General features: G+C 67.9%; 23 protein-coding genes and 1 pseudogene. 19 read left to right on the top strand and 5 right to left on the bottom strand.

Annotation, left to right across the window (positions count from 1 at the left end; all coding sequences use genetic code 11):
• From OS124_RS0114495 to pepT, 6 genes are all read left to right on the top strand, one after another.
• Complete coding sequence (locus OS124_RS0114495; RefSeq protein WP_010140461.1) at nt 1-972, top strand: hypothetical protein; 972 nt, start codon at nt 1-3, stop codon at nt 970-972.
• A 52-nt stretch (nt 973-1,024) separates the two neighbouring features.
• Nucleotides 1,025-2,077 (top strand): dihydroorotase, encoded by a 1,053-nt coding sequence (gene pyrC / locus OS124_RS0114490; protein ID WP_010140459.1) that lies wholly within the window; start codon nt 1,025-1,027, stop codon nt 2,075-2,077.
• A gap of 114 nt (nt 2,078-2,191) precedes the next feature.
• Nucleotides 2,192-2,869: an orotate phosphoribosyltransferase gene (locus OS124_RS0114485; protein ID WP_010140457.1), complete on the top strand. Its 678-nt coding sequence runs from the start codon at nt 2,192-2,194 to the stop codon at nt 2,867-2,869.
• 382 nt (nt 2,870-3,251) lie between these two features.
• Nucleotides 3,252-4,760, top strand: coding sequence for a replicative DNA helicase (locus OS124_RS0114480; RefSeq protein WP_010140456.1), 1,509 nt, complete (start codon nt 3,252-3,254; stop codon nt 4,758-4,760).
• A gap of 359 nt (nt 4,761-5,119) precedes the next feature.
• Nucleotides 5,120-5,971, top strand: a complete 852-nt coding sequence (locus tag OS124_RS0114475) for a DUF1194 domain-containing protein (protein ID WP_010140455.1) — start codon at nt 5,120-5,122, stop codon at nt 5,969-5,971.
• A 104-nt stretch (nt 5,972-6,075) separates the two neighbouring features.
• The gene (gene pepT / locus OS124_RS0114470; protein WP_010140454.1) at nt 6,076-7,326 is read left to right on the top strand and encodes a peptidase T; all 1,251 of its coding nucleotides are present in this window, start codon (nt 6,076-6,078) and stop codon (nt 7,324-7,326) included.
• Nucleotides 7,327-7,352: 26 nt separating this feature from the next.
• Here the strand turns inward: pepT and OS124_RS0114465 are convergent, their stop codons facing one another.
• Nucleotides 7,353-7,982 (bottom strand): redoxin domain-containing protein, encoded by a 630-nt coding sequence (locus tag OS124_RS0114465; RefSeq protein WP_010140453.1) that lies wholly within the window; start codon nt 7,980-7,982, stop codon nt 7,353-7,355.
• 240 nt (nt 7,983-8,222) lie between these two features.
• Here OS124_RS0114465 and alr point away from each other — a divergent pair, with 240 nt between their 5' ends.
• The 6 genes from alr (at nt 8,223) to purF (ending at nt 14,673) form a co-directional block, all read left to right on the top strand.
• On the top strand, nt 8,223-9,263 hold the full coding sequence (gene alr / locus OS124_RS0114460) for an alanine racemase (protein WP_010140452.1): 1,041 nt from the start codon (nt 8,223-8,225) through the stop codon (nt 9,261-9,263).
• 1 nt (nt 9,264) lies between these two features.
• A complete protein-coding gene (locus tag OS124_RS0114455; protein WP_010140451.1) occupies nt 9,265-10,056 on the top strand; it encodes an MlaE family ABC transporter permease in 792 nt (263 codons plus the stop codon).
• Nucleotides 10,053-10,799: an ABC transporter ATP-binding protein gene (locus tag OS124_RS0114450; protein WP_010140450.1), complete on the top strand. Its 747-nt coding sequence runs from the start codon at nt 10,053-10,055 to the stop codon at nt 10,797-10,799. The genes OS124_RS0114455 and OS124_RS0114450 overlap by 4 nt, the downstream gene beginning before the upstream one ends.
• 147 nt (nt 10,800-10,946) lie before the next feature.
• Entirely contained in the window at nt 10,947-12,314 is a 1,368-nt protein-coding gene (gene radA, locus OS124_RS0114445; protein WP_010140449.1) for a DNA repair protein RadA, read from the top strand.
• Between the two features lie 51 nt (nt 12,315-12,365).
• Nucleotides 12,366-12,926, top strand: coding sequence for a CvpA family protein (locus tag OS124_RS0114440; RefSeq protein WP_010140448.1), 561 nt, complete (start codon nt 12,366-12,368; stop codon nt 12,924-12,926).
• A 238-nt stretch (nt 12,927-13,164) separates the two neighbouring features.
• Nucleotides 13,165-14,673, top strand: a complete 1,509-nt coding sequence (gene purF / locus OS124_RS0114435) for an amidophosphoribosyltransferase (RefSeq protein ID WP_010140447.1) — start codon at nt 13,165-13,167, stop codon at nt 14,671-14,673.
• Between the two features lie 194 nt (nt 14,674-14,867).
• Here purF and OS124_RS24770 read toward each other — a convergent pair whose 3' ends face one another.
• Complete coding sequence (locus tag OS124_RS24770) at nt 14,868-15,134, bottom strand: hypothetical protein (protein ID WP_010140445.1); 267 nt, start codon at nt 15,132-15,134, stop codon at nt 14,868-14,870.
• Nucleotides 15,135-15,251: 117 nt separating this feature from the next.
• Here OS124_RS24770 and OS124_RS0114425 point away from each other — a divergent pair, with 117 nt between their 5' ends.
• From OS124_RS0114425 to dgt, 7 genes are all read left to right on the top strand, one after another.
• The gene (locus OS124_RS0114425; RefSeq protein ID WP_010140444.1) at nt 15,252-15,785 is read left to right on the top strand and encodes a DUF2199 domain-containing protein; all 534 of its coding nucleotides are present in this window, start codon (nt 15,252-15,254) and stop codon (nt 15,783-15,785) included.
• A gap of 110 nt (nt 15,786-15,895) precedes the next feature.
• Nucleotides 15,896-16,141 carry a hypothetical protein gene (locus OS124_RS0114420; protein ID WP_010140443.1) on the top strand — a complete coding sequence of 82 codons (246 nt, stop codon included), beginning with the start codon at nt 15,896-15,898 and terminating at the stop codon, nt 16,139-16,141.
• Nucleotides 16,142-16,190: 49 nt separating this feature from the next.
• Nucleotides 16,191-16,844, top strand: a complete 654-nt coding sequence (locus OS124_RS0114415; protein ID WP_010140442.1) for an SDR family NAD(P)-dependent oxidoreductase — start codon at nt 16,191-16,193, stop codon at nt 16,842-16,844.
• 565 nt (nt 16,845-17,409) lie between these two features.
• Nucleotides 17,410-18,189 carry a 5'/3'-nucleotidase SurE gene (surE, locus tag OS124_RS0114410; RefSeq protein ID WP_010140441.1) on the top strand — a complete coding sequence of 260 codons (780 nt, stop codon included), beginning with the start codon at nt 17,410-17,412 and terminating at the stop codon, nt 18,187-18,189.
• Between the two features lie 91 nt (nt 18,190-18,280).
• Entirely contained in the window at nt 18,281-18,937 is a 657-nt protein-coding gene (locus tag OS124_RS0114405; protein WP_029375453.1) for a protein-L-isoaspartate(D-aspartate) O-methyltransferase, read from the top strand.
• A 99-nt stretch (nt 18,938-19,036) separates the two neighbouring features.
• Entirely contained in the window at nt 19,037-20,245 is a 1,209-nt protein-coding gene (locus tag OS124_RS0114400; RefSeq protein WP_029375452.1) for a peptidoglycan DD-metalloendopeptidase family protein, read from the top strand.
• Nucleotides 20,246-20,267: 22 nt separating this feature from the next.
• Nucleotides 20,268-21,614 (top strand): dGTP triphosphohydrolase, encoded by a 1,347-nt coding sequence (gene dgt / locus OS124_RS0114395; RefSeq protein ID WP_010140437.1) that lies wholly within the window; start codon nt 20,268-20,270, stop codon nt 21,612-21,614.
• Nucleotides 21,615-21,622: 8 nt separating this feature from the next.
• Here dgt and OS124_RS0114390 read toward each other — a convergent pair whose 3' ends face one another.
• The 3 genes and pseudogenes from OS124_RS0114390 to OS124_RS27520 form a co-directional block, all read right to left on the bottom strand.
• Nucleotides 21,623-22,462 (bottom strand): ATP-binding protein, encoded by an 840-nt coding sequence (locus OS124_RS0114390; protein WP_010140436.1) that lies wholly within the window; start codon nt 22,460-22,462, stop codon nt 21,623-21,625.
• A gap of 18 nt (nt 22,463-22,480) precedes the next feature.
• Nucleotides 22,481-23,410: a twin-arginine translocase subunit TatC gene (gene tatC, locus OS124_RS0114385; RefSeq protein WP_010140435.1), complete on the bottom strand. Its 930-nt coding sequence runs from the start codon at nt 23,408-23,410 to the stop codon at nt 22,481-22,483.
• A gap of 40 nt (nt 23,411-23,450) precedes the next feature.
• Nucleotides 23,451-23,765: pseudogene (locus OS124_RS27520) on the bottom strand (hypothetical protein); the annotation flags it as partial.

The following is a 23,765-nucleotide window of genomic DNA, read 5'->3' as shown; positions in this document are numbered from 1 at the left end:
ATGTCCGAGCAGATCACCGCCGCCCTGCCCCATGACCTGACGGCCTCTCTCGAGGGGCTGGGCAAGAGCGAGTGGCTGGCCCGTGTCTCGGGCATCGCGCGGGCGCGCGGCGCCTTCCGCAGCCTCGACCCGGCCCATTTCGCCGCCTACATCGAAGGCAATACCACGCTGCTGGTCACCTTCGAGACCCAGGCCGGCATCCAGGGCCTGACCGAGGAAGGGCAACCGATGGGCTGGCGCATGGTGCGCGAAGAGGGCTGGTCGCATCTCTGCCTGGTCTCGGACGGCGACACATGGTTCCGCAGTGCCGGGGTCTATGACTATATCGACGAGCTGATCGACGACGGCTTCTTCGAGCAGTTCGACCGGGTGCTGTTCTTCGGCGCCGGGCCCTGTGCCTATGCCGCCTGCGCCTATTCCGTGGCCGCGCCGGGCGCTCTGGTGCTGGCGATCCAGCCGCAGGCGACGCTGAACCCGACGCTGACCGAATGGGACGAGCGGTTCCGCGAGCATCGCCGCCTCGATTTCACCTCGCGCTATGGCTATGCGCCGGACATGCTGGATGCCTGCGCCCAGGCCTGGGTGCTCTATGATCCGGTCGAGCGGCTGGATGCGATGCATGCTGCGCTCTTTGCCCGGCCCAATGTCACCCTGTTCCGCCTGCGCCACCTCGGCGCGGCGCTGCAGGGGTCACTGCTGCGCATGGGGATGCTGCACACCCTGCTGCGGCTGGCCGGCGAAGGGCGTCTGGATGCCAGGGTCTTCGCCACGCTCTACCGCCGCCGTCGCCGTTATCCGCCCTACCTGCGCAATCTGCTGAGCGCGCTGGAAGTCGATGAGCGCGAGCCGCTGATCCAGGCGCTGTGCCGCAACGTGACCGCGCGCATGAATCTGCCGCGATTCCGCCGCCGGCTGCGCGAAAGCGCGCCTGACGGGGCACATCTGCGCCGCGCGATGGACGAGCTGGACTAGCCGCCCCGCAACCCTCTGGCGTGGCGGGCGCGCATGTCGTAAAGCCTGCCTCATGACCCAGAGCCTCACCATCCGCCGCCCCGACGACTGGCATCTGCACCTGCGCGACGGCGCGATGCTGGAAGCCGTCCTGCCCGAAACCGCCCGCCATTTCGGCCGCGCCATCATCATGCCGAACCTGGTGCCCCCCGTGGTCACCGGCGAGCAGGCTGGGCAGTACCGCGACCGCATCCTGAGGGCGCTGCCCGAGGGCATGAGTTTCGAGCCGCTGATGACGCTCTACCTGACCGAGAACACCGACCCCGAGGACGTGGCCGCCGCAGCCGCCTCGGGCCTCGTCAAGGCGGTGAAGCTCTACCCGGCCGGCGCGACGACCAACTCGGCCTCGGGCGTGACGGATTTCCGCAAGGTGGTGCCGGTGCTGGAACGCATGGCCGAGATCGGCCTGCCCCTTTGCACCCATGGCGAGGTGACCACCCCCGAGGTCGATATCTTCGACCGCGAGGCGGTTTTCATTGACACCGTGCTGGACCCGCTGCGGAAGGAAATCCCCGAGCTGCGCGTGGTGATGGAGCATATCACCACCTCAGAGGCCGCCGACTACGTGCGCGGCGCCGAGGCAGGCCTGGGTGCGACGATCACCACGCATCATCTGGTGATCAACCGCAACCACATCCTCGTCGGGGGCATCAAGCCGCATTACTACTGCCTGCCCGTCGCCAAGCGCGCCACGCATCAGCAGGCGCTGCGCAAGGCGGCAACCTCGGGCGATCCGCGCTTCTTCCTCGGCACCGACAGCGCACCCCACGTGGACCCGGCCAAGGAATGCGGCTGCGGCTGTGCGGGCTGCTTCACCGCCACCAACACCATGGCGATCCTGGCCCATGTCTTCGAAGAGGAAGGCGCGCTGGACAAGCTCGAGGGCTTCACCTCGCTCAACGGCCCGGCCTTCTATCGCCTCGCCCCCAACTCCGGCACCCTGACGCTGGAGCGCGCGCCCAAGGACTACCCGACGAAGATCGAGACCGGGGCCGGTGGTCCGGTCACCGTCTTCGACCCCGGTTTCACCCCCGCCTGGCACGTGGCTTCGGTCAGCGCGGTTTGATTGCACGGGCCTGCTGATTGGCAGGCCATTTCAGGACGCCCGAGGGCGCCCCGAGCCTCCGGCGGCAGTATTTTCAGCCATCGGATATGTAGAGATGATCAAGAGGACCCGACGATGATCCCCAGCTCCTACCCTTCGAAGGAAGAAATCGCCCGGCTGACCGCGGGGATGCTTCTGGATATCAAGGCCGTCGATTTCAACACCGAGACGCCCTTCACCCTGGCCTCGGGCCTGCCCTCGCCCTCCTACGTCGATTGCCGCAAGCTGATCTCCTTCCCGCGCATCCGTTCGACGCTGATGGATTTCATGACCTGCACCGTGATGCGCAACGCAGGCCTCGAGGCCTTCGACAATATCGCCGGGGGCGAGACCGCGGGCATCCCCTTCTCGGCCCTGGTGGCCGAGCGCATGGCGCTGCCGATGACCTATGTGCGCAAGAAGCCCAAGGGTTACGGGCGCAACGCCCGCATCGAGGGCGTGATGACCGAGGGCCAGCGGGTGCTGCTGGTCGAGGACCTGACCACCGACGGCGGCTCGAAGCTGTCCTTCGTCGATGCGATCCGCGAGACCGGGGCCTCGTGCAACCACACCGCCGTGGTCTTCTTCTACGACATCTTCGAGGGCACCCGCGAAAGCCTGGCCGAGCATGGCGTCAGCCTGCATTACCTCTGCACCTGGTGGGACGTGCTGGCCGAGGCCCGTGCCCGGGGCGCCTTCGACGCCGCGACGCTGGATGAAGTGGAAAACTTCCTGAAAGCGCCGCGCGCCTGGCAGGAGGCCCGCAAGGGCTGACCCGACTCGCCGCAGGGCCGAAACGGTTCGACGGGCGCCCAGCCGGGCGCCCGTTCGCGTTTCGCCCCGCCCCGGGTGCCCGCCCTGGGCGCACCCCGCCTTCCCGGCAGGCAGAAACTTGCACGCCCGGGAAAGCGAAATCAACTTATCTGGATATAGACCGGGCGGCCGACCACAGGATATGGTATCAAGAGGCCATACACAGCTTATCCACAGGGTTATACAGTTTGCTGTTCCCCGGCATTCGCGGCTAAGACCTCTGCCCACGGGGGACGATCCGGCACCAAGACCCGGACGGCCGAGGCAGGTCCGTCCCGCGGCAACAGCGCCGGTTGCCGCGGGATCGCAGACACCCCAGGGACACAGGATATCGGAAACGGGCATGAACGAGATCACCACCTTCAACGCATCCGGCACGAACGCCGACACCTCCGGCGGCGAAGACGGCGAACTGGGCAAGGTCATGCCGCACTCGGTCGAGGCCGAGCAGCAGTTGCTGGGCGCGATCCTGACCAACAACGATGTCTACGACCGCATCGCCTCGATCATCAACTCGGCGCATTTCTATGATCCGGTCCATGCGCGCATCTACGAGGTCGCCGCGGCGCGGATCGCCAAGAACAACCTCGCCTCGCCGGTCACGCTGAAGGCCTTCCTGGCCGACGACGAGGGGCTGAAGGAACTGGGCGGCGCCTCGTACCTGGTGAAGCTGGCCGGCGCGGCGGTGTCTTCCTACGCGGTGCGCGATTACGCCCAGATGATCTATGACCTGGCGATCCGGCGCGAGCTGATCCGCCTGGGGCGCGACATCTCGGACGGGGCGGCCCGCGTCGATGTCGACAACGACCCGAAGGAACAGATCGTCCAGGCCGAACAGAAGCTCTACAAGCTGTCCGAACAGGGCTCGTCCGAGTCGGGCTTCGTGTCCTTCCTGAAGGCCGTCACCGATGCGGTGAACGTCGCCAATGCCGCCTACCAGCGCGAGGGCGGCCTGGCGGGCGTGTCCACCGGGCTGATCGACATGGACCGCAAGCTGGGCGGCCTGCACCCCTCTGACCTTCTGATCCTCGCCGGGCGCCCCTCGATGGGCAAGACCTCTCTGGCGACCAACATCGCCTTCAACGTCGCCAAGGCCTACAAGCGTGGCATGCGCCATGACGGCACCGAAGGCGCCATCGAAGGCGGCGTCGTCGGCTTCTACTCGCTCGAGATGAGCGCCGAGCAGCTGGCTGCCCGTATCCTGTCGGAGGCCGCCGAAGTGCCCTCGGAACAGATCCGCAAGGGCGACATGACCGAAGAGGAATTCCGCCGCTTCGTCGAGGCCGCCAAGTCGCTGGAGGCCTGCCCGCTTTACATCGACGACACCCCCGCCCTGCCGATCGCCCAGCTGGCGGCGCGGGCGCGGCGCCTGAAGCGGACCCATGGGCTGGACCTGCTGATCATCGACTATCTGCAGCTCTGCCGCGGCACCGCCGACAACCGGGTGCAGGAGATCGCCGAGATCTCGATGGGCATGAAGGCCATCGCCAAGGAGCTGAACATCCCCGTCATCGCCCTGTCCCAGCTGAGCCGGACCGTGGAAAGCCGGGACGACAAGCGCCCGCAGCTGTCGGACCTTCGCGAATCGGGCTCGATCGAACAGGATGCCGACGTGGTGATGTTCGTGTTCCGCGAGGAATACTACGTCGAACGGGAGAAGCCCTCGGACGACCGGCTGGACGAAATGGCCGCCTGGCAGGAGCGCATGGAGCGTCTGCACGGCAAGGCAGAGGTGATCATCGGCAAGCAGCGTCACGGTCCCATCGGCACGGTGGAACTGTCCTTCGAGGGTCGCTTCACCCGCTTCGGCAATCTCGTCAAACCCTGGCAGCAGGATCACCACGACCACTAGGCCGCGCCCCCCTCAAGCCACTGAATTCAGATCGGAAGATCTGCCACGCCCCGGGTGCCTGCCACGCCCGGGGCGTCGGCCATCCGGCAGGATGGAGCGCCTCGAACAGGCCGCATGACAGGTGGCAGCCGCGACACACCGTGCAGTCGCAGCATTCCGTAATTACTTGACAAGTCAATTCATACGCATACGATTATGTCTGCGATATATGGACAATTTGCGACAGTCCGCAGGAGGAAAGCTCGCGTTAAGGTAAATTGGCTAGTTTTCTGTGCATCTGTCGCGGTCGTGACCGCCCACGCTTTCTGCATCGCAGCAAAGCACTGGACAGATCCGCCGAAACAACCGGACAGTTTGTCATGCGCCTGTTACAAGTTCTTCCTTTCCTGGTTCTTCCCCTCGGTCTTCCGGCCGCCGTCGCGGCGCAGGGGACCGATCTCTTCGCCTATGATCCAACCCTCGTCGAAGTCGATGTCGAGCTTGCGCTGATGGTCGATGTCTCGCGCTCGATGACCCCGCATGAGCTGGACATCCAGCGGCGCGGCTATGCGGCGGCGCTGACCTCGGACGCGGTGCTGTCGGTGATCGGCGACGGCTTCCTCGGGCGCATTGCCATCACCTACGTCGAATGGGCCGGGCCCGGATCGCACCGGGTGGTGGTCGACTGGACCACCATCGGCTCGGCCGATGAGGCCGCCGTGGTCGCCTCGGCGCTGATGGAAAGCCAGCCTTTCGGGATGCAGCGCACCTCGATCTCTTCGGCGCTGGACTACGCGGCGACCACGATCGAGGGCAACCGCTACCAGGGGATGCGCCGGGTGGTCGACATTTCGGGCGACGGGCCGAACAACTCGGGCGCGCCTGTGGTGCCGGCCCGCGACCGGCTGCTGGCGCGCGGCATCACCATCAACGGGCTGCCGCTGATGACGGATGAGGGCGTCGGCTCTCAATGGACGCTGGAATCGCTGGACAGCTACTATCGCGACTGCGTGATCGGGGGTCAGGGCGCCTTCGTCATTCCCGTGCGCAGCTGGGACGAATTCGCCGATGCCGTGCGCCGCAAGATCGTGCTGGAAATTGCGGCGATCCAGCCCCGCATCATGCAGGCCTCGGACGCGGTGATCGTCCCCGTTGCCGGGGTGACGCCGCAGTCCGACTGCCTCGCCGGGGAAAAGACCTGGGAACGGTTCCGCCAGCACTGGGATCCCTGAACACTGCCCCCCCTGAACACTGGGATCCCTGAGCCCTGCCGGGGCGGCACGGGTTGACTCTTGCCCCGCCCCCCGGCCTTCTCGGCGCAAAACGAGGAGTCCCCATGTCCAGCCCCTTCATGTCCAGCCCCTTCGCCGCCGAACTCGAGGACCGCCTGGTCCGCTACGCCGCCATCGACAGCCAGAGCGACGCGCTCTCTCCCACGTCGCCCAGCACCGCGATCCAGCTGGACATGATGCGCCTGCTGGAAGCCGAGCTTCGCGACATCGGCGCCGCCGACGTCACCCTGACCGAATACGGCGCCGTGCTGGCGACGATCCCCGGCACGACCGACGGCCCGACCCTCGGTTTCCTGGCCCATGTCGACACCGCGCCGCAGTTCAATGCCACCGGCGTCAAGCCGCGCGTCATCAAGGGCTACAACGGCGGCGACATCACCTTTCCCGACGATCCCGCGCTGGTGCTCTCGCCTGCGGAATTCCCCTACCTGGCGGACAAGCAGGGCCATGACCTGATCACCGCCTCGGGGACCACGCTGCTTGGCGCCGACGACAAGGCAGGCGTGGCGATCATCATGACCGCCATGCGGCACCTGCTTGCAAACCCTGAGATCCCGCACGGTCCGATCCGCATCGCCTTCACCCCGGACGAGGAGATCGGCCGCGGCGTCGATGCCCGGCTGCCGGCGGACCTCGGCGCGGACTTCGCCTATACCTTCGACGGCGGCAAGCTGGGCGAGATCGAGTACGAGACCTTCTCGGCCGATATCGCCCATGTCACCGTCACCGGCGTCTCGATCCACCCCGGCTTCGCCAAGGACAAGCTGGTCAACGCCATTCACCTGGCCTCGAAGATCGTCGAGATGATGCCCCAGGCCACCATGACACCCGAAACCACCGGCGGCCGCGACGGATTTGTCCATGCCACCGACATGACCGGCGGGTCTTCCGAGATGAAGCTGACCTTCATCATCCGCGACTTCGAGCGCGACGGCCTTTCCGCCAAGGGCGCGATGCTGGAACAGGTCTGTGCCGCCGTCGCCGCGACCGAGCCGCGGGCGAAGATCACCTGCAAGATCACCCCGCAGTACCGCAACATGCGCTACTGGCTGGAAAACGACATGACCCCGGTCGAGCTGGCCCGCGACGCCAGCCGGGCCATCGGCCTTGATCCCGTCTCGGTCCCGATCCGTGGCGGCACCGACGGCTCGCGCCTGACCGAGATGGGGGTACCCTGCCCCAACCTCTTCACCGGCATGCAGAACATTCATGGCCCGCTGGAGTGGATCTCGGTGCAGGACATGGCCGTGGCCACCGACCTCTGCCTGCAGATCGCGCAGAAGGCGGCGAAGTAGGTCCCCAGGGGGCGCCGATCCCCGGATTATCCGTGGCGCCCCCTGAGCAGGTTCTCCTGGTAGTGATCGCGCGCCGCATCGAGAGTGCGCAGCAACTCTTCGATCGAACGCGAGATATAGAGCGGATACTCGAAGTTCATGCTGACCCGCAGGCGCGGGTCGATGATGAGCGTCTTGCGGATGGTCGAATTCTCGTCCTGCAGCGGGTGGATCATGCCGAAGGTACTGGTCAGGATGCCCTCCGGGTCCGACAGGATCGGCAGCGTGACCTGGTGGCCGCTGCGGCGCGACACCTCCTGGCGCCAGCTGTGCAGCTCGGCGACCGTGTTGCGGGCGATGCCGATGACCTTCACCCCTTCCTGGCACAGCTCCTGCTGCACCCCTGACAGCTCGGCAAGTTCGACGGTGCAGGTTTCGGAGAAGGCCGCCGCAATGCTGAAGAAGATCGTCCAGTGGCCGCTGGTATAGGGGTGGAAGGTGATCCGCCCGTCGGTTGAGTCCCCCGAGAAGTTCGGGAAGTACTCTCCGATGCGGGGCGACCACCGGGCGGCGTCGGTGTAATCCGAGGGCACTTCGACCCAGGTCGAGGGCAACTCCCTGTGCACCCGCCGCGGGCGGACGACCGGCGCGGCCGGCTTTCGGAACTTGCTCAGCATCTTTGCTCTGTCACCTCGACCACCTTCTGACACACATCCACGACCAAGGTCGTAGACAGCCGAAAGGGCCGAAATGCGGACAAATTGCGGTGCTTTGACGGTCAGGTCCGCCATCTTCCTGCCGCAACTTCCGCGCAGCGGCCAGGGCCGCAAATGGGGACACCCGCGAAGGGCGGCCTGCCGCCGCACGCGCCGCAAAAGACCCTTGCGCCTTGCCGCGACAGGGCGCAGAAACCTGCCATGACCACCTCTCGCCTCTCCATCGACCTCGACGCGCTGAAAGCCAACTGGCGGGCGCTTGATGCAAAATCCGCCGCCTCGGTGGAATCCGGCGCCGTGGTGAAGGCCAATGGCTACGGTCTCGGGGCGCCGCGCGTGGCACAGGCCCTGGCCGAGGCGGGCGCCCGGCGCTTCTTCGTCGCGGCCGCCGAGGAAGGCCTGGCCGTGCGCCAGGCGCTTGGACCCGGCGTGCAGATCTGCGTCTTTTCCGGCCATGGCAAGGGCGATGCAGCGCTGCTTGAACAGGCCGACCTGGTGCCGATGCTGAATTCGGTCGAGCAGTTCCGCCGCCACCGCCAGGCCCTGCCCGGCGCCGCCTTCGGCGTGCAGCTCGACAGCGGCATGAACCGCCTGGGCCTCGAGCCCGCCGACTGGGCCGCCCTGCGCGACGAGGCGCTGGCCGCCGGTCCCGAGCTGGTGATGTCCCATCTCGCCTGCGCGGACGAGCCCGACCACCCGATGAACCGCCAGCAGCTGGCCGCCTTCCGCGACATGGTCGCCGGCCTTTCTGTGCCCTGCTCGCTCTCGGCCACCGGCGGCATCCTGCTGGGGCCCGACTATCACTTCCAGGTCACCCGGCCGGGCTGCGGCATGTACGGCGGCCTGCCCTTCGCCGAGGCCCGCCCCGTCGCCTACCTGGACCTGCCGGTGATCCAGACCCGCCAGGTCGCGGCGGGCGAATCCGTCGGTTACGGCAATACCTGGGTGGCCGAGCGCGTCTCGGTCATCGCCACGGTTGCGGCGGGCTATGCCGACGGGCTGCACCGCCTGATGGGTCCGAAGACCATGACCTATGCCGGAGAGACCGCCTGCCCCATCGTCGGGCGCATCTCGATGGACCTGATCACCGTCGATGTCACCGGGCTGCCCGAGGTGCCCGACTACCTCGCCCTGCTGAACGAGATCCAGACCGTCGACGACCTCGCCGCCAATGCCGAGACCATCGGCTACGAGATCCTCACCTCGCTCGGCGCCCGCTACGCGCGGCACTACCGGGGCTGAGATGGCGCAGCCGCTTCCCCTGCGCGGCCTCGCCGCGCTCGGCGCCATGGCGCTGGCGGTGCTGGCCTCTGTCGGACGGGTGACGCGCTTCGCGCTCTCGACCTTCCGCCACATGGTGACGCCGCCCTTCTACGGGCGTGAGTTTCTCGTCGCCCTCGGCAATGTCGGATGGCTGTCGCTGCCCGTCGTCGGCCTGACGGCCTTCTTCACCGGCGGCGCGCTGGCGCTGCAGATCTATGCCGGCGGCGCGCGTTTCGACGCCCAGGCGGTGGTGCCGCAAATCGTGGCGCTTGGCATGGTGCGCGAACTGGGGCCGGTGCTGGTCGGGCTGATGATCGCCGCCCGCGTGACCTCCTCCATCGCCGCCGAGATCGCCACCATGAAGGTGACCGAGCAGATCGACGCCCTGGTCACCCTCTCGACCCATCCGATGAAATACCTGACCGTGCCGCGCGTGCTGGCCGGGATCGTCGCGGTGCCGCTGCTGGTCGGGCTTGGCGACATCGTCGGCATCTTCGGCGGCTTCACCGTCGGGGTGAAGTCCCTCGGCTTCAACCCTTCCGTCTACATCCGCAACACCTGGGATTTCCTCGAACCGCTCGACGTGATCTCCTCGATGGTCAAGGGACTGGTCTTCGGCTTCATCGCCACCCTGATGGGCTGCTACGCGGGCATGGGCTCGGGGCGCGGGGCGCAGGGCGTGGGCCGGGCCACCAAGTCTTCGGTCGAGCGCGCCTCGGTGCTGATCCTGGCCGCCAACTTCCTGCTGACGGGGGTCTTCTTCTCGCTATGATCTCGATTTCCGGCCTGCAGAAGAGCTTCGGTTCCAACCGCGTGCTGGCGGGCGTCGACCTCGAGGTCGGGCGCGGCCGCTCGATGGTGGTGATCGGCGGGTCGGGCACCGGCAAGTCGGTGCTGCTGAAATGCGTGCTCGGGCTGGTGACGCCCGACGCCGGTCGCATCCTGGTCGACGGGGTCGATGCCACGGCGGGAGATCGCGACGCCTTCCTGGCGCGCTTCGGGATGCTGTTCCAGGGCGCGGCGCTGTTCGACAGCCTGCCGGTCTGGCAGAACGTCTCGTTCCGCCTGCTGCGCGGCGCGCTGAAACGCCCCCGCGCCGAGGCGCGCGAGATCGCCATCGAGAAGCTGCGCCGCGTCGGCCTGTCGCCCGATGTCGCCGACCGCTTCCCGGGCGAGCTGTCGGGCGGGATGCAGAAGCGCGTCGGCCTCGCCCGCGCCATCGCCGCCGATCCGCAGATCATCTTCTTCGACGAGCCGACCACCGGCCTCGACCCGATCATGTCCGGGGTGATCAACGACCTGATCCGCGAGATCGTGACCGAGATGGGCGCCACCGCCCTGACCATCACCCATGACATGACCTCGGTGCGCGCCATCGCCGACGAGGTCGCCATGCTGCACGGTGGCACGGTCCGCTGGACCGGCCCGGTGGCGCAGATGGATGCCTCGGGCGATGCGCATGTCGACCAGTTCATCCATGGCCGCGCCGAGGGGCCGATCGCCGCGCTGCGCTGACCCGCGCGGCGCGTCCGCCCCGTGGCGACGCGAAAGTGTTGCTGAAATGTTCTCATTTCATCACACACCGGCACCTTGGGGCCCCGTCCCCGCCGACCGGCACCGCAATCGCTTGCCCCCTCAGCGCGGCTCGGGCAGAACGGCGGCATGGCCAAACCCATCACCACCTTCTCCTGCGCCGAATGCGGCGCCACCTCGTCGAAGTGGTCCGGCCGCTGCGAAGCCTGCGGCGCCTGGAATTCGATCTCCGAGGACATCCCCCTGTCCGCCGGCCCCTCGGGCAAGACCCTGGGCACGGCGCGCGGCAAGCGCGTCGCCCTCAGCGACCTTTCGGCCAAGGAGGCCCCGCCGCCGCGCACCTCGTCCGGCCTGGATGAGCTGGACCGCGTGCTGGGTGGCGGCCTCGTGCCCGCTTCGGCGATCCTGGTGGGCGGCGATCCGGGCATCGGCAAGTCGACCCTGCTGCTGCAGGCGGCCGCCGCCTTCGCCGGCAAGGGCCTGAAGACCTTCTACATTTCCGGCGAGGAAGCCTCGGCCCAGGTGCGCATGCGCGCCGCGCGCCTCGGGTTGCAGAACGCCCCCGTCCAGCTTGGCGCCGATACCTCGCTGCGCGACATCCTGACGACGCTCGACGAGGAACGCCCCGACCTCGTGATCATCGATTCGATCCAGACCATGTGGTCCGACATCGTCGACAGCGCCCCCGGCTCGGTCTCCCAGGTGCGCGCCGCCGCGCATGAGCTGACGACCTTCGCCAAGCGGCGCGGCGCCGCCGTGATCCTGGTCGGCCATGTCACCAAGGAGGGCCAGATCGCCGGCCCCCGGGTGGTCGAGCACATGGTCGATACCGTGCTCTATTTCGAGGGCGAGCGCGGCCACCAGTTCCGCATCCTGCGCGCGGTGAAGAACCGCTTCGGCCCGGCGGATGAAATCGGCGTCTTCGAAATGACCGGCGCAGGCCTCTCCGAGGTCTCGAACCCCTCGGCCCTCTTCATGGGCGAGCGGGGCCGCCCCACCCCCGGCTCTGCGGTTTTCGCCGGCATCGAGGGCACCCGCCCCGTGCTGGTCGAGATCCAGGCCCTGGTCGCCCCCTCGCCCCATTCCCAGGCCCGGCGCGCGACCGTCGGCTGGGACGGCTCGCGGCTGGCGACCATCCTTGCGGTGCTCGAGGCGCGCTGCGGCATCCCCTTCGCCGGGCTCGACGTGTACCTGAATGTCGCCGGTGGCATGAAGGTCAGCGAACCTGCCGCCGACCTCGCCGTCGCCGCCGCCCTGCTTTCCGCAAGGGAAGATTCCGCCCTGCCCCCGGATTGCGTTGTTTTCGGAGAGATTTCGCTCTCTGGCGCGCTGCGCCCGGTGGGCCAGACGGAAAACAGGTTGAAAGAGGCGGCGAAACTTGGTTTCTCATCCGCGATCGCCCCCGAAGGCGGCAAGCCCGGCGGAAACGAGGGGCTGCGGTTGATGCGCATGGCGGATCTGACCAGCTTCGTGGGCGAGGTTTTCGGCGCCGGTTGAGGCGTATAACCAGGGTCTGTCCGGCCCGGAAGGACTGCGGAGACGGCGCGCATGGAAGGTTTCACTCTGATCGACGGGATCGTCGCGGCCGTTGTGCTGCTGTCGGCCATCCTGGCCTATTCCCGGGGCTTCGTGCGCGAATGCCTGGCGATCGTCGGCTGGATCGTGGCGGCCGTGGTGGCCTTCATCTTCGCCCCCGACATCCAGCCGCTGGTCAAGGAGATCCCCGTGCTGGGCGAATACCTGGCCGACAGCTGCGAGCTTTCGGTGATCGCCTCCTTCGGGGTGCTCTTCGCCGTGGCGCTGGCCCTGGCCTCGCTGTTCACCCCGGCCTTCGCCTCTTTCGTGCAGCGCTCGGTCCTGGGCGGCATCGACCAGGCGGCAGGCTTCCTGTTCGGCGTGGCCCGCGGCGTGCTGCTGATCGCCGTGGCCTTCTTCGTCTACAAAACCATGCTGACCAGCCAGTCGGTGCCCATGGTGGACAACTCGCGCTCGGCCGCGGTCTTTGCCAAGCTGACCACCAAGATCGAGAACGAGGACCCCGAGCGCGCCCTCGGCTGGATCACCGAGAAATACGAAGAGCTGGCATCGACCTGCGCCATCGAGGCGTAAGACCGACGCAGCCCACGATTGACCGACAAGGCGCCGGCGGATCCCGCCCGGCGCCTTTTTCATGCACGCACCCGCCCCGCTCCGGGCGTCCCGGGATCACGATTGCCGCAGTGACACATATCTGTCACGCTGCGCACGTGACACTGGCGCCCAAGGGACGTAAGAGGGGCGCGACGGAATGACCGGATTCGGAGCATCCCCCTTGCAGCCCAAGCATCTTGCCCAGGACGTCCCCCAGATGACCAAGGCCTCCTCAGCCGCCACGCCCCCCGCCCCCCTCTCGCAGCAGAAGCGGTTCCTCGCGCACCCCTTCGATGACGACAAGCTGAAGGAGGAATGCGGGATCTTCGGCGTCATCGGCGTGACCGATGCCTCGAACTTCGTCGCCCTCGGCCTGCACGCGCTGCAACATCGCGGCCAGGAGGCCGGCGGCATCGTCTGCCATGATCCCGACGTCGGCTTCAACTCGGCCCGACGCTTCGGCTATGTGCGCGACAACTTCACCTCGCAGGATGTGATGCAGACCCTGCCCGGGCCGCTCGCCATCGGCCATGTGCGCTATTCCACCGCCGGCAAGAAGGCCGCGGTGATCCGCGATGTGCAGCCCTTCTTCGGCGAATTCTCCCGTGGCGGCGCGGCGATTGCCCATAATGGCAACATCACCAATGCCGACGCCCTGCGCCGCGAGCTGATCGAGCGGGGCTCGATCTTCCAGAGCTCCAGCGACAGCGAATGCATCATCCACCTGATGGCCCGATCGCTGCAAAAGGACATCCCCTCGCGAATGGAAGATGCCCTGCGCCGGGTCGAGGGCGCCTTCTCGGTCATCGCCATGACCCGCACCAAGCTGATCGGCGTCCGTGATCCGCTGGGCGTGCGCCCGCTGGTGCTGGGCAAGGTCGCCGACGGGTACTGCCTGTCCTCCGAGACCTGTGCCCTGGACATCATCGGCGCCGAGCTGGTGCGCGAGATCGAGCCGGGCGAAATGGTCATCATCACCGAAGACGGCAAGCTGGAAAGCCGCCAGCCCTTCCGGCCCCAGCCCTCGAAGTTCTGCATCTTCGAACATGTCTATTTCTCGCGCCCCGATTCGATCATCGGCGGCCGCTCGGTCTACGAGACCCGCCGCCAGATCGGTGTCGAGCTGGCCAAGGAAAGCCCTGTCGAGGCCGACCTGGTCTGCCCGGTGCCCGACAGCGGCACCCCGGCGGCCATCGGCTACAGCCAGGAAAGCGGCATCCCCTATGCCATGGGGATCATCCGCAACCAGTACATGGGCCGGACCTTCATCGAGCCGACCGAGCAGATCCGCAACATGGGCGTGCGCCTGAAGCTGAACGTCAACCGGGCGCTGATCCGTGGCAAGCGGGTGATTCTGGTCGATGACTCGGTGGTGCGCGGCACGACCTCGCGCAAGATCAAGGAGATGATCCTGGATGCCGGCGCGGCCGAGGTCCACTTCCGCATCGCCTCTCCGCCGACGGCCTGGCCCTGCTTCTACGGCGTCGACACGCCCGAGCGCGAGAAGCTGCTGGCCGCGACCATGTCCGAAGATGAAATGCGCGACCACCTCAAGGTCGACAGCCTCAAGTTCATCTCTCTGGACGGCCTCTACCGCGCAGCCGGCGAGGCCTCGGGCCGCGACAACAGCTGCCCGCAGTATTGCGACGCCTGCTTCTCGGGCGAATACCCCGTGGCCCCCTCGGACCAGATCGAGAAGGGCTTCCAGCTGAAAGCAGCGGAATAAGCTTCGGGACATCCCATCAGAAAGGCAGCCCCCGGGCTGCCTTTTTCGTTGTCCCGGAGCTGGCCAACGGTGGCCAGGAAGGTGGTCAGGAAGGTAGATTGCCATCCACCCTACTCTCACCGCTGCCGTCCGCGTAGGGTGGATGCCAATCCACCTTCCTGAACAGACAGAGAAGCACGCGCTCGCCAGCCCGGCTAGTCCAGCGCCTCGGGATGCCGCGAGGGCGTTCCGTTGAAGGTCCCCGGCTTCAGCGGGCATCCGGCGTGCCCCTTCCGATGCTCGAAATGCGCCCGCTGCCCCGTGGTGCCTGCCTTGTGGGCGCGGAATTGCCCATGGCATTGCGGACAGCGCAGCGTCGGCCTTGGGTCCATCCCCAGGATCTCGTCGATGGAGCGAAGCTCCCAGGTCGTCACGCCGTCGCGGTCAAACCGGGCTTCGCAGAAATCTCTCTCGTCTGTCATGGAGTGACCTTAGGCGGGCCACCGCCCTGATGTACAGCGCCCCGACAGCGCCCGCATCCGCCTCGCCCTCTCCGGCCATCCCTGCTAGACCAAGGCAAAACCGAAAGGACCCGGCCCATGACCCTCCTCGCCCTCGACGCCCGCTGGCGCCGCCTCCAGGACAAGTTCGGTGGCGTTTTCGACATCGGTTTCGACATGCCCTCGGCCTGGCCCCATGCCGCGCCGAGCGAAGAGGCGCCCGAGGTCCGCGCCGGCGAGGACCGCCTTGCCCCCGAGCTCTGCCGCCTCGGCGAAAGCCGCTTCCTCCACGCCATCCTGCCGCTGCCGATCCGCGGCGCCGAGGAGGTGCTCTACCTCGCCCCCTGGGTCGAGGTGCCCCCCGCCACCTTCTACGCCTATCTCGACCATATCTCCGAAGGTGCCCCCTTCGCCCCCGGCGCGGCGACGCTGGCCAATGACCTGCCCCTCTTCCCCGGCAGCCTCGGCGCGCCGGTCACCCTCGAGCCCGGCGGCGAGGGCGCCCGGCCGCTGATCCTCGCCAGCGAGGGCGCCCTGGCCGAGGCCCAGGACGAGGGGCTCTCGCTGGAACAGCTGATCGACCTCTACGAGGCGGCGGGACAGGATATCCGGCAAGCTCTTGCCAGTGACTGAAGCGCCCCGGGCGGCAAGGCGCCGAGGGACGTGACGTCCCCGGCCGCCCCCCTTCCGCCGCCCCGCGTTCCGTGACAGGGGAAGCTCCGCAACCACGACGGAGCTATCCCATGGCCAATGATCCGGCCGCCCTCGCCACCCAGGAAGAGGCCCTGCCGATGCGCGAACTGGCGCTTCTCGGCACGCTGACAGGCCCCGCCGGCCCCGAGGCCCTGCTGCGCCTGCCCGGCGGAGGCATCACCCGCGCCCGCCCCGGCGACAAGCTGGAGGGCGTGCAGATCACCGCCATCACCAATGGCGAGCTGCTGCTGCTGGCCCGCGGACGCAGCTTCAGAATGACGCTGCCGGGAAGCTGAGCACCCTCTTGACCGCCCCCGGCAAAAGCCGCACACCCGGATCATGAGCATGACAGAAATCTCCCCGCCCGTCGCCCTGGTCACTGGCGCCTCCCGTGGCCTCGGCGCCGCCCTGGCGCTGGAACTGGCGAAGACCCACCATGTCGTCGCCGTGGCCCGCACGGTGGGCGCGCTGGAGGAACTGGACGACCGCATCAAGGCCCAGGGCGGTGCCGCCACGCTGGCGCCGATGGACATCTGCCTGGCCCCGGCCATGGCCCAGCTCTGCCGCTCGATCCATGACCGCTGGGGCAGTGTCGCGCTCTGGGCCCATACGGCCGTCCATGCCGCGCCGCTGACGCCCGCGGCCCATCTCGACTCCAAGGATTGGTCCAAGTCGGTGGACACCAACGTGACCGCCATGGGCCACCTCGTCCCCTATGTCGCGCCGCTTCTCGGCAGCACCGGCCAGGCGCTGTTCTTCGAGGACGCCCCCGCACCGGGCGCCAAGTTCTTCGGCGCCTACGGGGCGACCAAGGCGGCGCAGATCGCCCTGGCCCGTTCCTTCGCCGCCGAGACCGAGAAGACCGGCCCCCGCGTCCATGTCCTCTCTCCCCGACCGATGCCGACAGCCACCCGCGCCCGTTTCCACCCGGGCGAGGATCGCATGAAACTCGCCGATCCCATGGCAGAGGCACAGCGCCTGCTTTCGGGCCTTCTCTGAGCGACGGCCCCCGACCTTCGGGACCACTTTGGCGCCTGCCTGTCCTCGCGGGCGGTATGCTGAAATCTGCCATGCCTCCGGCGGGAGTATTTTCAGCCTGGTGATGATGCGGGACAGGGCCCGGAGAGGCGCCCTCCTTCTCCACTGAGGGCTTGCCACGCTCCTGACGCAAAAGGAGGAGGCCTCTCCGGGCCCCTCTTCCTTGATCATCACCAGGCGAGAAATACCTCCGGGGGACTCCGCGCAGCGGAGGGGGGCAGAGCCCCCTGCGCCGGCCGCCATCTGGACCTCCGATGAAGAGAATTGTTCCACAGGGCCGCCGCGTCTTGCGTCGGGGCACCGCAAGTCCCGGATAGACTGCCCCCCAGCCACCACCGTCGGCTGCACCTGCTTTCGAACACACGCGCAGGATGCCTCCCCTGGCTGCCCGCTCCCCTGCCCGGCGGCTGGAAACATCGGCTGGACCAGGCCCCCAACCTCTCTTGCCCGGGCGCCAATCGCTTGCCCCCTCCGCGCCCCTCCCCTATGCAGGGCGAAATCGACATTCCGGGGCAAGGGCAGGCACATGCGCATTCTGATCACCAATGACGACGGCATCAACGCACCGGGTCTGCAGACCCTCGAGGCCATCGCCACCGAGCTTGCCGGCCCCGGGGGCGAGGTCTGGACCGTGGCGCCTGCCTTCGAGCAATCCGGCGTCGGCCACTGCATTTCCTATGCCCACCCCACGATGATCTCGCAGATGGGCGAGCGCCGCTTCGCCGCGGAAGGATCGCCTGCCGACTGCGTGCTGGCCGGTGTCCATGACGTGCTGGCGGGCCAGCAGATCGACCTGGTGCTTTCCGGCGTGAACCGGGGCAACAACTCGGGCGAGAACGCGGTCTACTCGGGCACTCTCGGTGGTGCCATGGAGGGCGCCCTGCAGGGGCTGACCGCCATCGCCCTGTCGCAGTACTTCGGCCCCGGCAACGTGGCACTCGACGATCCCTTCGAGGCCGCTGCCGCCCATGGCGCAGACGTGGTGCGCCGCCTGCTGGCCCGGCACAAGCCCGTGTCCACTGGCTATGCCACCTTCTACAACGTCAACTTCCCCGCCACCGCGGCTGCCGAGGTCAAGGGCATCCAGGTGGTGCCGCAGGGGCTGCGGCCCGATACCTCCTTCTCGGTCAGCGCCCAGACCTCGCCCTCGGGGCGGCGTTTCCTCTGGGCCCAGGGCGGCAACCAGCATGGGCAGGTGCCCGAGGGCTGCGACATCGCCGCGAACCAGGCCGGCTATGTCTCGGTGACGCCGATGCGGGCGGATCTGACCGCCCATGACCTTCTGGACACGCTTCAGGGCCTGTAATTCCTTCGGGGGCGTCACAAGCCTTTCCATGCGGCCCGGTTTGGGCAATCGTGCCGCAACGGCCCAGGGGGCCATGAAGGACTTTGCCCGCATGAACCAGGACGAACTCGACATCGCGGAACGCAAGATGCAATTCCTCTTCGCGCTGCGCTCGCGCGGGGTGACCGACAAGCGCGTCCTCGAGGCCATGGAGAAGATCGACCGCGGAGCCTTCATCCGCGGCCTCTTCGCCGACCGCGCCTACGAGGACATGCCGCTGCCGATCTCCTGCGGGCAGACCATTTCCCAACCCTCCGTCGTGGGGCTGATGACCCAGGCGCTGGACGTGCAGCCACGTGACAAGGTGCTCGAGGTCGGGACCGGCTCGGGCTACCAGGCGGCTGTGCTCTCTCAGCTCGCGCGGCGGGTCTATACCGTCGACCGCCACCCTCGCCTCGTGCGCGAGGCCAAGGCCGTGCTCGACTCCATGGGGCTGGTCAACGTGACCACCTTTGCCGCCGACGGCTCCTTCGGGCTGCCCGAGCAGGCGCCCTTTGATCGCATTCTCGTGACCGCAGCGGCGGAAGACCCGCCCGGGCCGCTCTTGGCTCAGCTCAAGACGGGGGGTATCATGGTCCTGCCCGTCGGCCAGTCGGACACGGTTCAGAGCCTGATCCGCGTGCGCAAGACCGAGACCGGGCTGGACTACGACGAATTGCGCCCGGTGCGCTTCGTGCCGCTGGTCGAGGGGATGGGCAAGGACGGCTGATCTCCGCCGACAGGCTGGTACTGGCCGCCACTTTGAGATACCCGGCACGAGACCGGAGAGGGAAAGCCCCAGAGAGGGCCGCGGATGAGGATCGAACAGATGACCGGACAGAGACGCAACCCTTCCCGCCTGCTGGCGGCCACCTGCCTTGTGGCCCTGGTGGCCGGATGCACTTTCGACAGCGACCTGCGCGGCGGGCTTGATGCCTTCTCGACGGCGGATGCGGCGCGCAGCGCCTCGGCCCCCCGGCCCCAACCCGACAATCGCGGCATCATCTCCTATCCCAACTACCAGGTCGCCGTGGCCCGGCGTGACGACCGCGTCGCCAATGTGGCGCAGCGGGTCGGCACCGACCCGGCGGCCCTTGCGCGCTACAACGGCCTCGAGGTCGACTCGCTCCTGCGCGAAGGCGAGGTGCTGGCCCTGCCCTCGCGGGTGGCGGAACCCTCGCCCGCCACGGGGGCCGCGGGCACCGGCCCGATCCTGGCGCCGGGCCAGGTCGACATCACCACCATGGCCGGCTCGGCCATCGACCGTGCCGCGGGCAACCAGGTGGCCGTGGCCACCCTGCCCCCCGCCGCGCCCGGCGAACCCAGCCGCCAGGTCGGCAATGAGCCGGTGCGCCACCAGGTGCAACGCGGCGAAACCGCCTATACCATCGCCCGGGCCTACGGCGTCTCGGTCCGCGCCCTGTCGGACTGGAACGGCCTGGACAGCCAGTTCACCATCCGCGAGGGCCAGTTCCTGCTGATCCCCCTGGTGGCCGAGAACGGCCAGGTCAGCGCCGCACCCGCCCCGACCGAGCCCCCCGGGGCGGGATCGGCCACGCCCGTGCCGCCCTCGGCCTCGCAGCCGCTGCCACAGGAGCAGCCCCTGTCCCAGGCCGAGGCCCAGGCGCAGGCCAACGAGGCCAAGCAGGAGCTGGCGCCCGATCTCTCCTCGGAACAGGCCCAGGTCTCGACCCGCTTCGACTACCCGCTGCGCGGGCGGATCATCCGCGAGTACGAGAAGGGTCGCAGCGACGGCATCGACCTGGCAGCCGATCCCGGCACCGCGGTGAAGGCCGCCGGCGCTGGCTCGGTCGCGGCGATCATCGAGGATACCGACAGCCGCGCCGTCATCGTCATCAAGCATGACGACAGCCTGCTGACGCTCTATTCCAACGTCTCGGCGATCACCGTGGCCAAGGGCGACGCCGTCAGCCGCGGCCAGAAGATCGCCCAGGTGCCCGGCGGCAACGATGCCTACCTGCACTTCGAGGTGCGCCGCGGTCTGGAGACGGTCAACCCGATGGACTTCCTGCCCTGAGCGGCACCGGAGAACGCGCCGCATGACCGACTGGACCCGCCTGCTGTCAAGCGAGCGCCTTGGCGATGCCAGCTATCGTGGCGCCGCCAGCCGTTCGGTCTTCGTGCAGGATCACGACCGCATCGTCTTCTCCGCCCCCTTCCGGCGCCTGGCCAACAAGACGCAGGTGCATCCGCTCTATGATCACGACCATATCCACCACCGGCTGATCCATTCGATCGAGGTCGGATCCGTCGGCCGCTCGCTGGCGATGCGGATCGGCCAGTGGCTGGTCGACCAGGGTGAGCTGCCCCCCGGCGACGATTATGCGCTGGCCAATGTGGTGCAGGCAGCCTGTGTCGCCCATGACATCGGCAACCCGCCCTTCGGCCATTCCGGCGAGGAATCCATCGGCGACTGGTTCGCCGGGCGCTTCGACCTCGGGCGCGGGCTGGCCGCCGACCTGGACCCAGCCCTGCAGAGCCAGTTCACCGCCTTCGAGGGCAATGCCCAGGGCTTCCGCATCCTGACCCGGCTTGAGATGTACCGCAATCGCGGCGGCATGCGGCTGTCCAAGGCCGTGCTGGGGGCCTTCACCAAGTATCCCGTCACTGCCCGCACCCGCGACAGCCTGTCCGACGCGCAGCGCGCCGGGCGGCGCGGCCTGAAGAAGTTCGGCCTGTTTTCCAGCGAGGAGAGCTACTTCGCAGAGGTCGCCGAGGCGCTTGGCCTGCGCGCCGAAGGGCTGCCCCAGGCCCGCCACTGGCACCGTCATCCGCTGGTGCTGGTGGTCGAGGCGGCCGATGACATCTGCTACAACATCGTCGACCTCGAAGACGCCTTCACCTCGGGCGACCTCGACTACGACACCGTCCGGGCGCCGCTCGAAGCGCTGATCGACAGCAGCGGCAAGGACAGTTCCCACCAGACCCGGGCCGAACATATCGCCACCCTGCGCGCCGTGGCCATCGGGCGCGCCATCAGCGCCTGCGTCGAGGCTTTCGAGCAGAACTACGATGCCATCCTGAACGGCACCTTCCCGGGGGCGCTGATCGAGGCCTCGGACCGCGCGCAGCAATTCGAGAAGATCGAGGATCTGGCCCGCAGCCGCATCTTCACCTCGCCCCGCAAGACCGAGCTGGAAGTCTCGGGACGTCGCGTGGTGCAGAACGTGCTGGACGGGGTGCTTCCGGTTTACGAGGACCTGGCGGCAAAGGGCTGGGATGCCGGGCGCCTCTCCGGCCCGACCGAGCAACTGCGCCGCGCCATCTCGCTGGACCTGCGCGATGTCACCGACGCCGAATCCGCGCTGCACGGGCTGGCCGATTTCACCTCGGGGATGACCGACCGCTATGCCCTGCGCATCGCGCGGATGCTTTCGGGCACCTGAGCCGAGGCTCAGCCCAAGGTCACGCCCTGCCGCCCGGCGAGATCGACGAAGAACTGCCATGCCACGCGCCCCGAGCGCGCGCCGCGCGTCGCCTGCCATTCGATGGCCTCGGCGCGCAGGACCTCGGGATCGACGCGCAGCCCATGGGCCGCGCAATAGCCGTCGATCATCGCCAGGTACTCGTCCTGATTGCAGGGGTGGAAGCCCAGCCACAGCCCGAAACGGTCCGACAGCGAGACCTTCTCTTCGACCGCCTCGCTGGGATTGATCGCCGAAGAGCGCTCGTTCTCGATCATGTCGCGGGGCATCAGGTGGCGGCGGTTCGAGGTGGCATAGAACAGCACGTTCTCGGGACGGCCGGCGATGCCGCCATCCAGCACCGCCTTCAGGCTCTTGTAGTGCTGATCATCATGGCTGAACGAGAGGTCGTCGCAGAACAGCAGGAAGCGGCAGTCGCTGCCCGCCAGAAGTTCCAGCAGGCGCGAGACCGAGGGCAGGTCCTCGCGTTGCAGCTCGACGATCTTCAGCGGCAGGCCCTGGCGCAGCACCTCGGCATGCACGGATTTCACCAGCGACGACTTGCCCATGCCCCGCGCGCCCCAGAGCAGGGCGTTGTTGGCCCCGTGGCCCCGGGCGAACTGCAGCGTATTGGCCAGCAGCGTATCGCGCGAGCGGTCGACCCCGACCAGCAGCGAGAGATCGACACGGGCCACCCGGGTGACCGGCACGAGCCGCTCGGGCGCGGTATGCCAGACGAAGGCCTCGGCACTGTCGAAATCGGGCGCCTCCAGAGGGGCGGGCGCCATGCGCTCCAGCGCCTCGGCGATCCGGGTCAGCTCGTCGCTCATCACGTGCCCTTCCTCGGCTTACTTGTCCTTGTCGGCGTCGGGATCTGCCTCGGGGGCGGCCACATCACTGGCGGCGCCGTCGATATCCTCGTCCCAGAGGCCCTCGGCCTTCAGCCGTGCCTCGCGGGACTTCTCGACCCGGCGGACCATGAAGATGGAGATCTCGTAGAGACCGTAGACCACCGTGAACAGCACCACCTGGGTCACCACGTCGGGCGGGGTGACCAGGGCGGCAAGGATCAGGATGCCGACGATGGCATATTTGCGGACGTTCTTCAGGCCCTCGGCGCTGACCAGCCCGGCCTTGCCCATCAGGGTCAGCAGAACCGGCAGCTGGAAGCACAGGCCGAAGGCGACGATCATCTTCAGCGTGATGTCGAGGCTTTCGTTGACCTTGCCGTTGAAGACGATGTCGATGCCGCTGCTCTCGACCGCCTCGCCGACGCTGTCGGCCCCCTGGGCCAGGGCAGCCACGAGGCTGGGCACATCAGCAAAGCCCAGGAAGAAGGCCATGGCCATCGGCACGACGACGAAATGGGCGAAGGCCGCGCCCAGCAGGAACAGCAAGGGAGAGGCGACGAGGAAGGGAAGGAAGGCCGACTTCTCGTTCTTGTAGAGGCCCGGCGCCACGAACCGCCACATCTGGTAGCCGATCACCGGGAAGGACACGACGAGGCCACCGACCATCGAGATCCGCACCAGGGTGAAGAAATACTCTTGCGGGGCGGTGTACTGCATCACCGGGTTCGGGTTGCCGAGCGCCCGCATGGTGTGTTCGATCGGGATCAGCAGAAAGTCCAGCAGCGGCCCGCCGACCGAGAAACAGGCCACCATGGCCACGGTGAAGGCGAGGACGCAGCGGATCAGCCGCGTGCGCAGCTCGGCCAGGTGCTCGATGAGGGGGGCAGAGCTGTCCTCCAGCTCGTCCGTCTCGATCTGCTCAGCCATGGGGGGTGTTCCTTGTAAGGTCTGGCGACACGTCCGGCCCTCAGCCCTTGCGCAGCGGGCGGCGCGGGTTGCTGCCGGCGCGCTGGCTGCCACGCGGCGCCGGGCGGCGGGCGGCACCGGCGGCGCGCTGGCCGGCGGTCTGTCGCAGGCCCTGCGGCTGCGGGGCCTGGGCAACCGGGGCGGCCTCGGGTGTCGCGGCAGGTTTGCTTTTCGGCAGTTCGGGAACGGGCAGCGGGCTGGCCTTGGCAGCAGCCTCGCCGTCCAGGCGCTTCTGGGCTGCCTTGGCGGTGGCTTCCTGGATCTTCTTCGAGGCCTCGGCGCGTTCCTCGGACAGCTTGGCGGTGTTGCTGCCGGC

The organism is Oceanicola sp. S124, assembly GCF_000220565.1.
Classification (GTDB): domain Bacteria; phylum Pseudomonadota; class Alphaproteobacteria; order Rhodobacterales; family Rhodobacteraceae; genus Pseudooceanicola.
This window is presented reverse-complemented; position numbering and strand designations above follow the sequence as displayed.

What these genes read in the sequence shown, in the direction of transcription:
- purF (WP_010140447.1), top strand. Translation starts at nt 13,165, where the DNA reads ATGACCAAGGCCTCCTCAGCCGCCACGCCCCCCGCCCCCCTCTCGCAG.
- radA (WP_010140449.1), top strand. Translation starts at nt 10,947, where the DNA reads ATGGCCAAACCCATCACCACCTTCTCCTGCGCCGAATGCGGCGCCACC.
- OS124_RS0114495 (WP_010140461.1), top strand. Translation starts at nt 1, where the DNA reads ATGTCCGAGCAGATCACCGCCGCCCTGCCCCATGACCTGACGGCCTCT.
- dgt (WP_010140437.1), top strand. Translation starts at nt 20,268, where the DNA reads ATGACCGACTGGACCCGCCTGCTGTCAAGCGAGCGCCTTGGCGATGCC.
- OS124_RS0114425 (WP_010140444.1), top strand. Translation starts at nt 15,252, where the DNA reads ATGACCCTCCTCGCCCTCGACGCCCGCTGGCGCCGCCTCCAGGACAAG.
- OS124_RS0114475 (WP_010140455.1), top strand. Translation starts at nt 5,120, where the DNA reads ATGCGCCTGTTACAAGTTCTTCCTTTCCTGGTTCTTCCCCTCGGTCTT.
- pepT (WP_010140454.1), top strand. Translation starts at nt 6,076, where the DNA reads ATGTCCAGCCCCTTCATGTCCAGCCCCTTCGCCGCCGAACTCGAGGAC.
- OS124_RS0114405 (WP_029375453.1), top strand. Translation starts at nt 18,281, where the DNA reads ATGAACCAGGACGAACTCGACATCGCGGAACGCAAGATGCAATTCCTC.
- alr (WP_010140452.1), top strand. Translation starts at nt 8,223, where the DNA reads ATGACCACCTCTCGCCTCTCCATCGACCTCGACGCGCTGAAAGCCAAC.
- OS124_RS0114465 (WP_010140453.1), bottom strand. Translation starts at nt 7,982, where the DNA reads ATGCTGAGCAAGTTCCGAAAGCCGGCCGCGCCGGTCGTCCGCCCGCGG.
- OS124_RS24770 (WP_010140445.1), bottom strand. Translation starts at nt 15,134, where the DNA reads ATGACAGACGAGAGAGATTTCTGCGAAGCCCGGTTTGACCGCGACGGC.
- pyrC (WP_010140459.1), top strand. Translation starts at nt 1,025, where the DNA reads ATGACCCAGAGCCTCACCATCCGCCGCCCCGACGACTGGCATCTGCAC.
- tatC (WP_010140435.1), bottom strand. Translation starts at nt 23,410, where the DNA reads ATGGCTGAGCAGATCGAGACGGACGAGCTGGAGGACAGCTCTGCCCCC.
- surE (WP_010140441.1), top strand. Translation starts at nt 17,410, where the DNA reads ATGCGCATTCTGATCACCAATGACGACGGCATCAACGCACCGGGTCTG.
- OS124_RS0114455 (WP_010140451.1), top strand. Translation starts at nt 9,265, where the DNA reads ATGGCGCAGCCGCTTCCCCTGCGCGGCCTCGCCGCGCTCGGCGCCATG.
- OS124_RS0114450 (WP_010140450.1), top strand. Translation starts at nt 10,053, where the DNA reads ATGATCTCGATTTCCGGCCTGCAGAAGAGCTTCGGTTCCAACCGCGTG.
- OS124_RS0114390 (WP_010140436.1), bottom strand. Translation starts at nt 22,462, where the DNA reads ATGAGCGACGAGCTGACCCGGATCGCCGAGGCGCTGGAGCGCATGGCG.
- OS124_RS0114480 (WP_010140456.1), top strand. Translation starts at nt 3,252, where the DNA reads ATGAACGAGATCACCACCTTCAACGCATCCGGCACGAACGCCGACACC.
- OS124_RS0114440 (WP_010140448.1), top strand. Translation starts at nt 12,366, where the DNA reads ATGGAAGGTTTCACTCTGATCGACGGGATCGTCGCGGCCGTTGTGCTG.
- OS124_RS0114415 (WP_010140442.1), top strand. Translation starts at nt 16,191, where the DNA reads ATGACAGAAATCTCCCCGCCCGTCGCCCTGGTCACTGGCGCCTCCCGT.
- OS124_RS0114420 (WP_010140443.1), top strand. Translation starts at nt 15,896, where the DNA reads ATGGCCAATGATCCGGCCGCCCTCGCCACCCAGGAAGAGGCCCTGCCG.
- OS124_RS0114485 (WP_010140457.1), top strand. Translation starts at nt 2,192, where the DNA reads ATGATCCCCAGCTCCTACCCTTCGAAGGAAGAAATCGCCCGGCTGACC.
- OS124_RS0114400 (WP_029375452.1), top strand. Translation starts at nt 19,037, where the DNA reads ATGACCGGACAGAGACGCAACCCTTCCCGCCTGCTGGCGGCCACCTGC.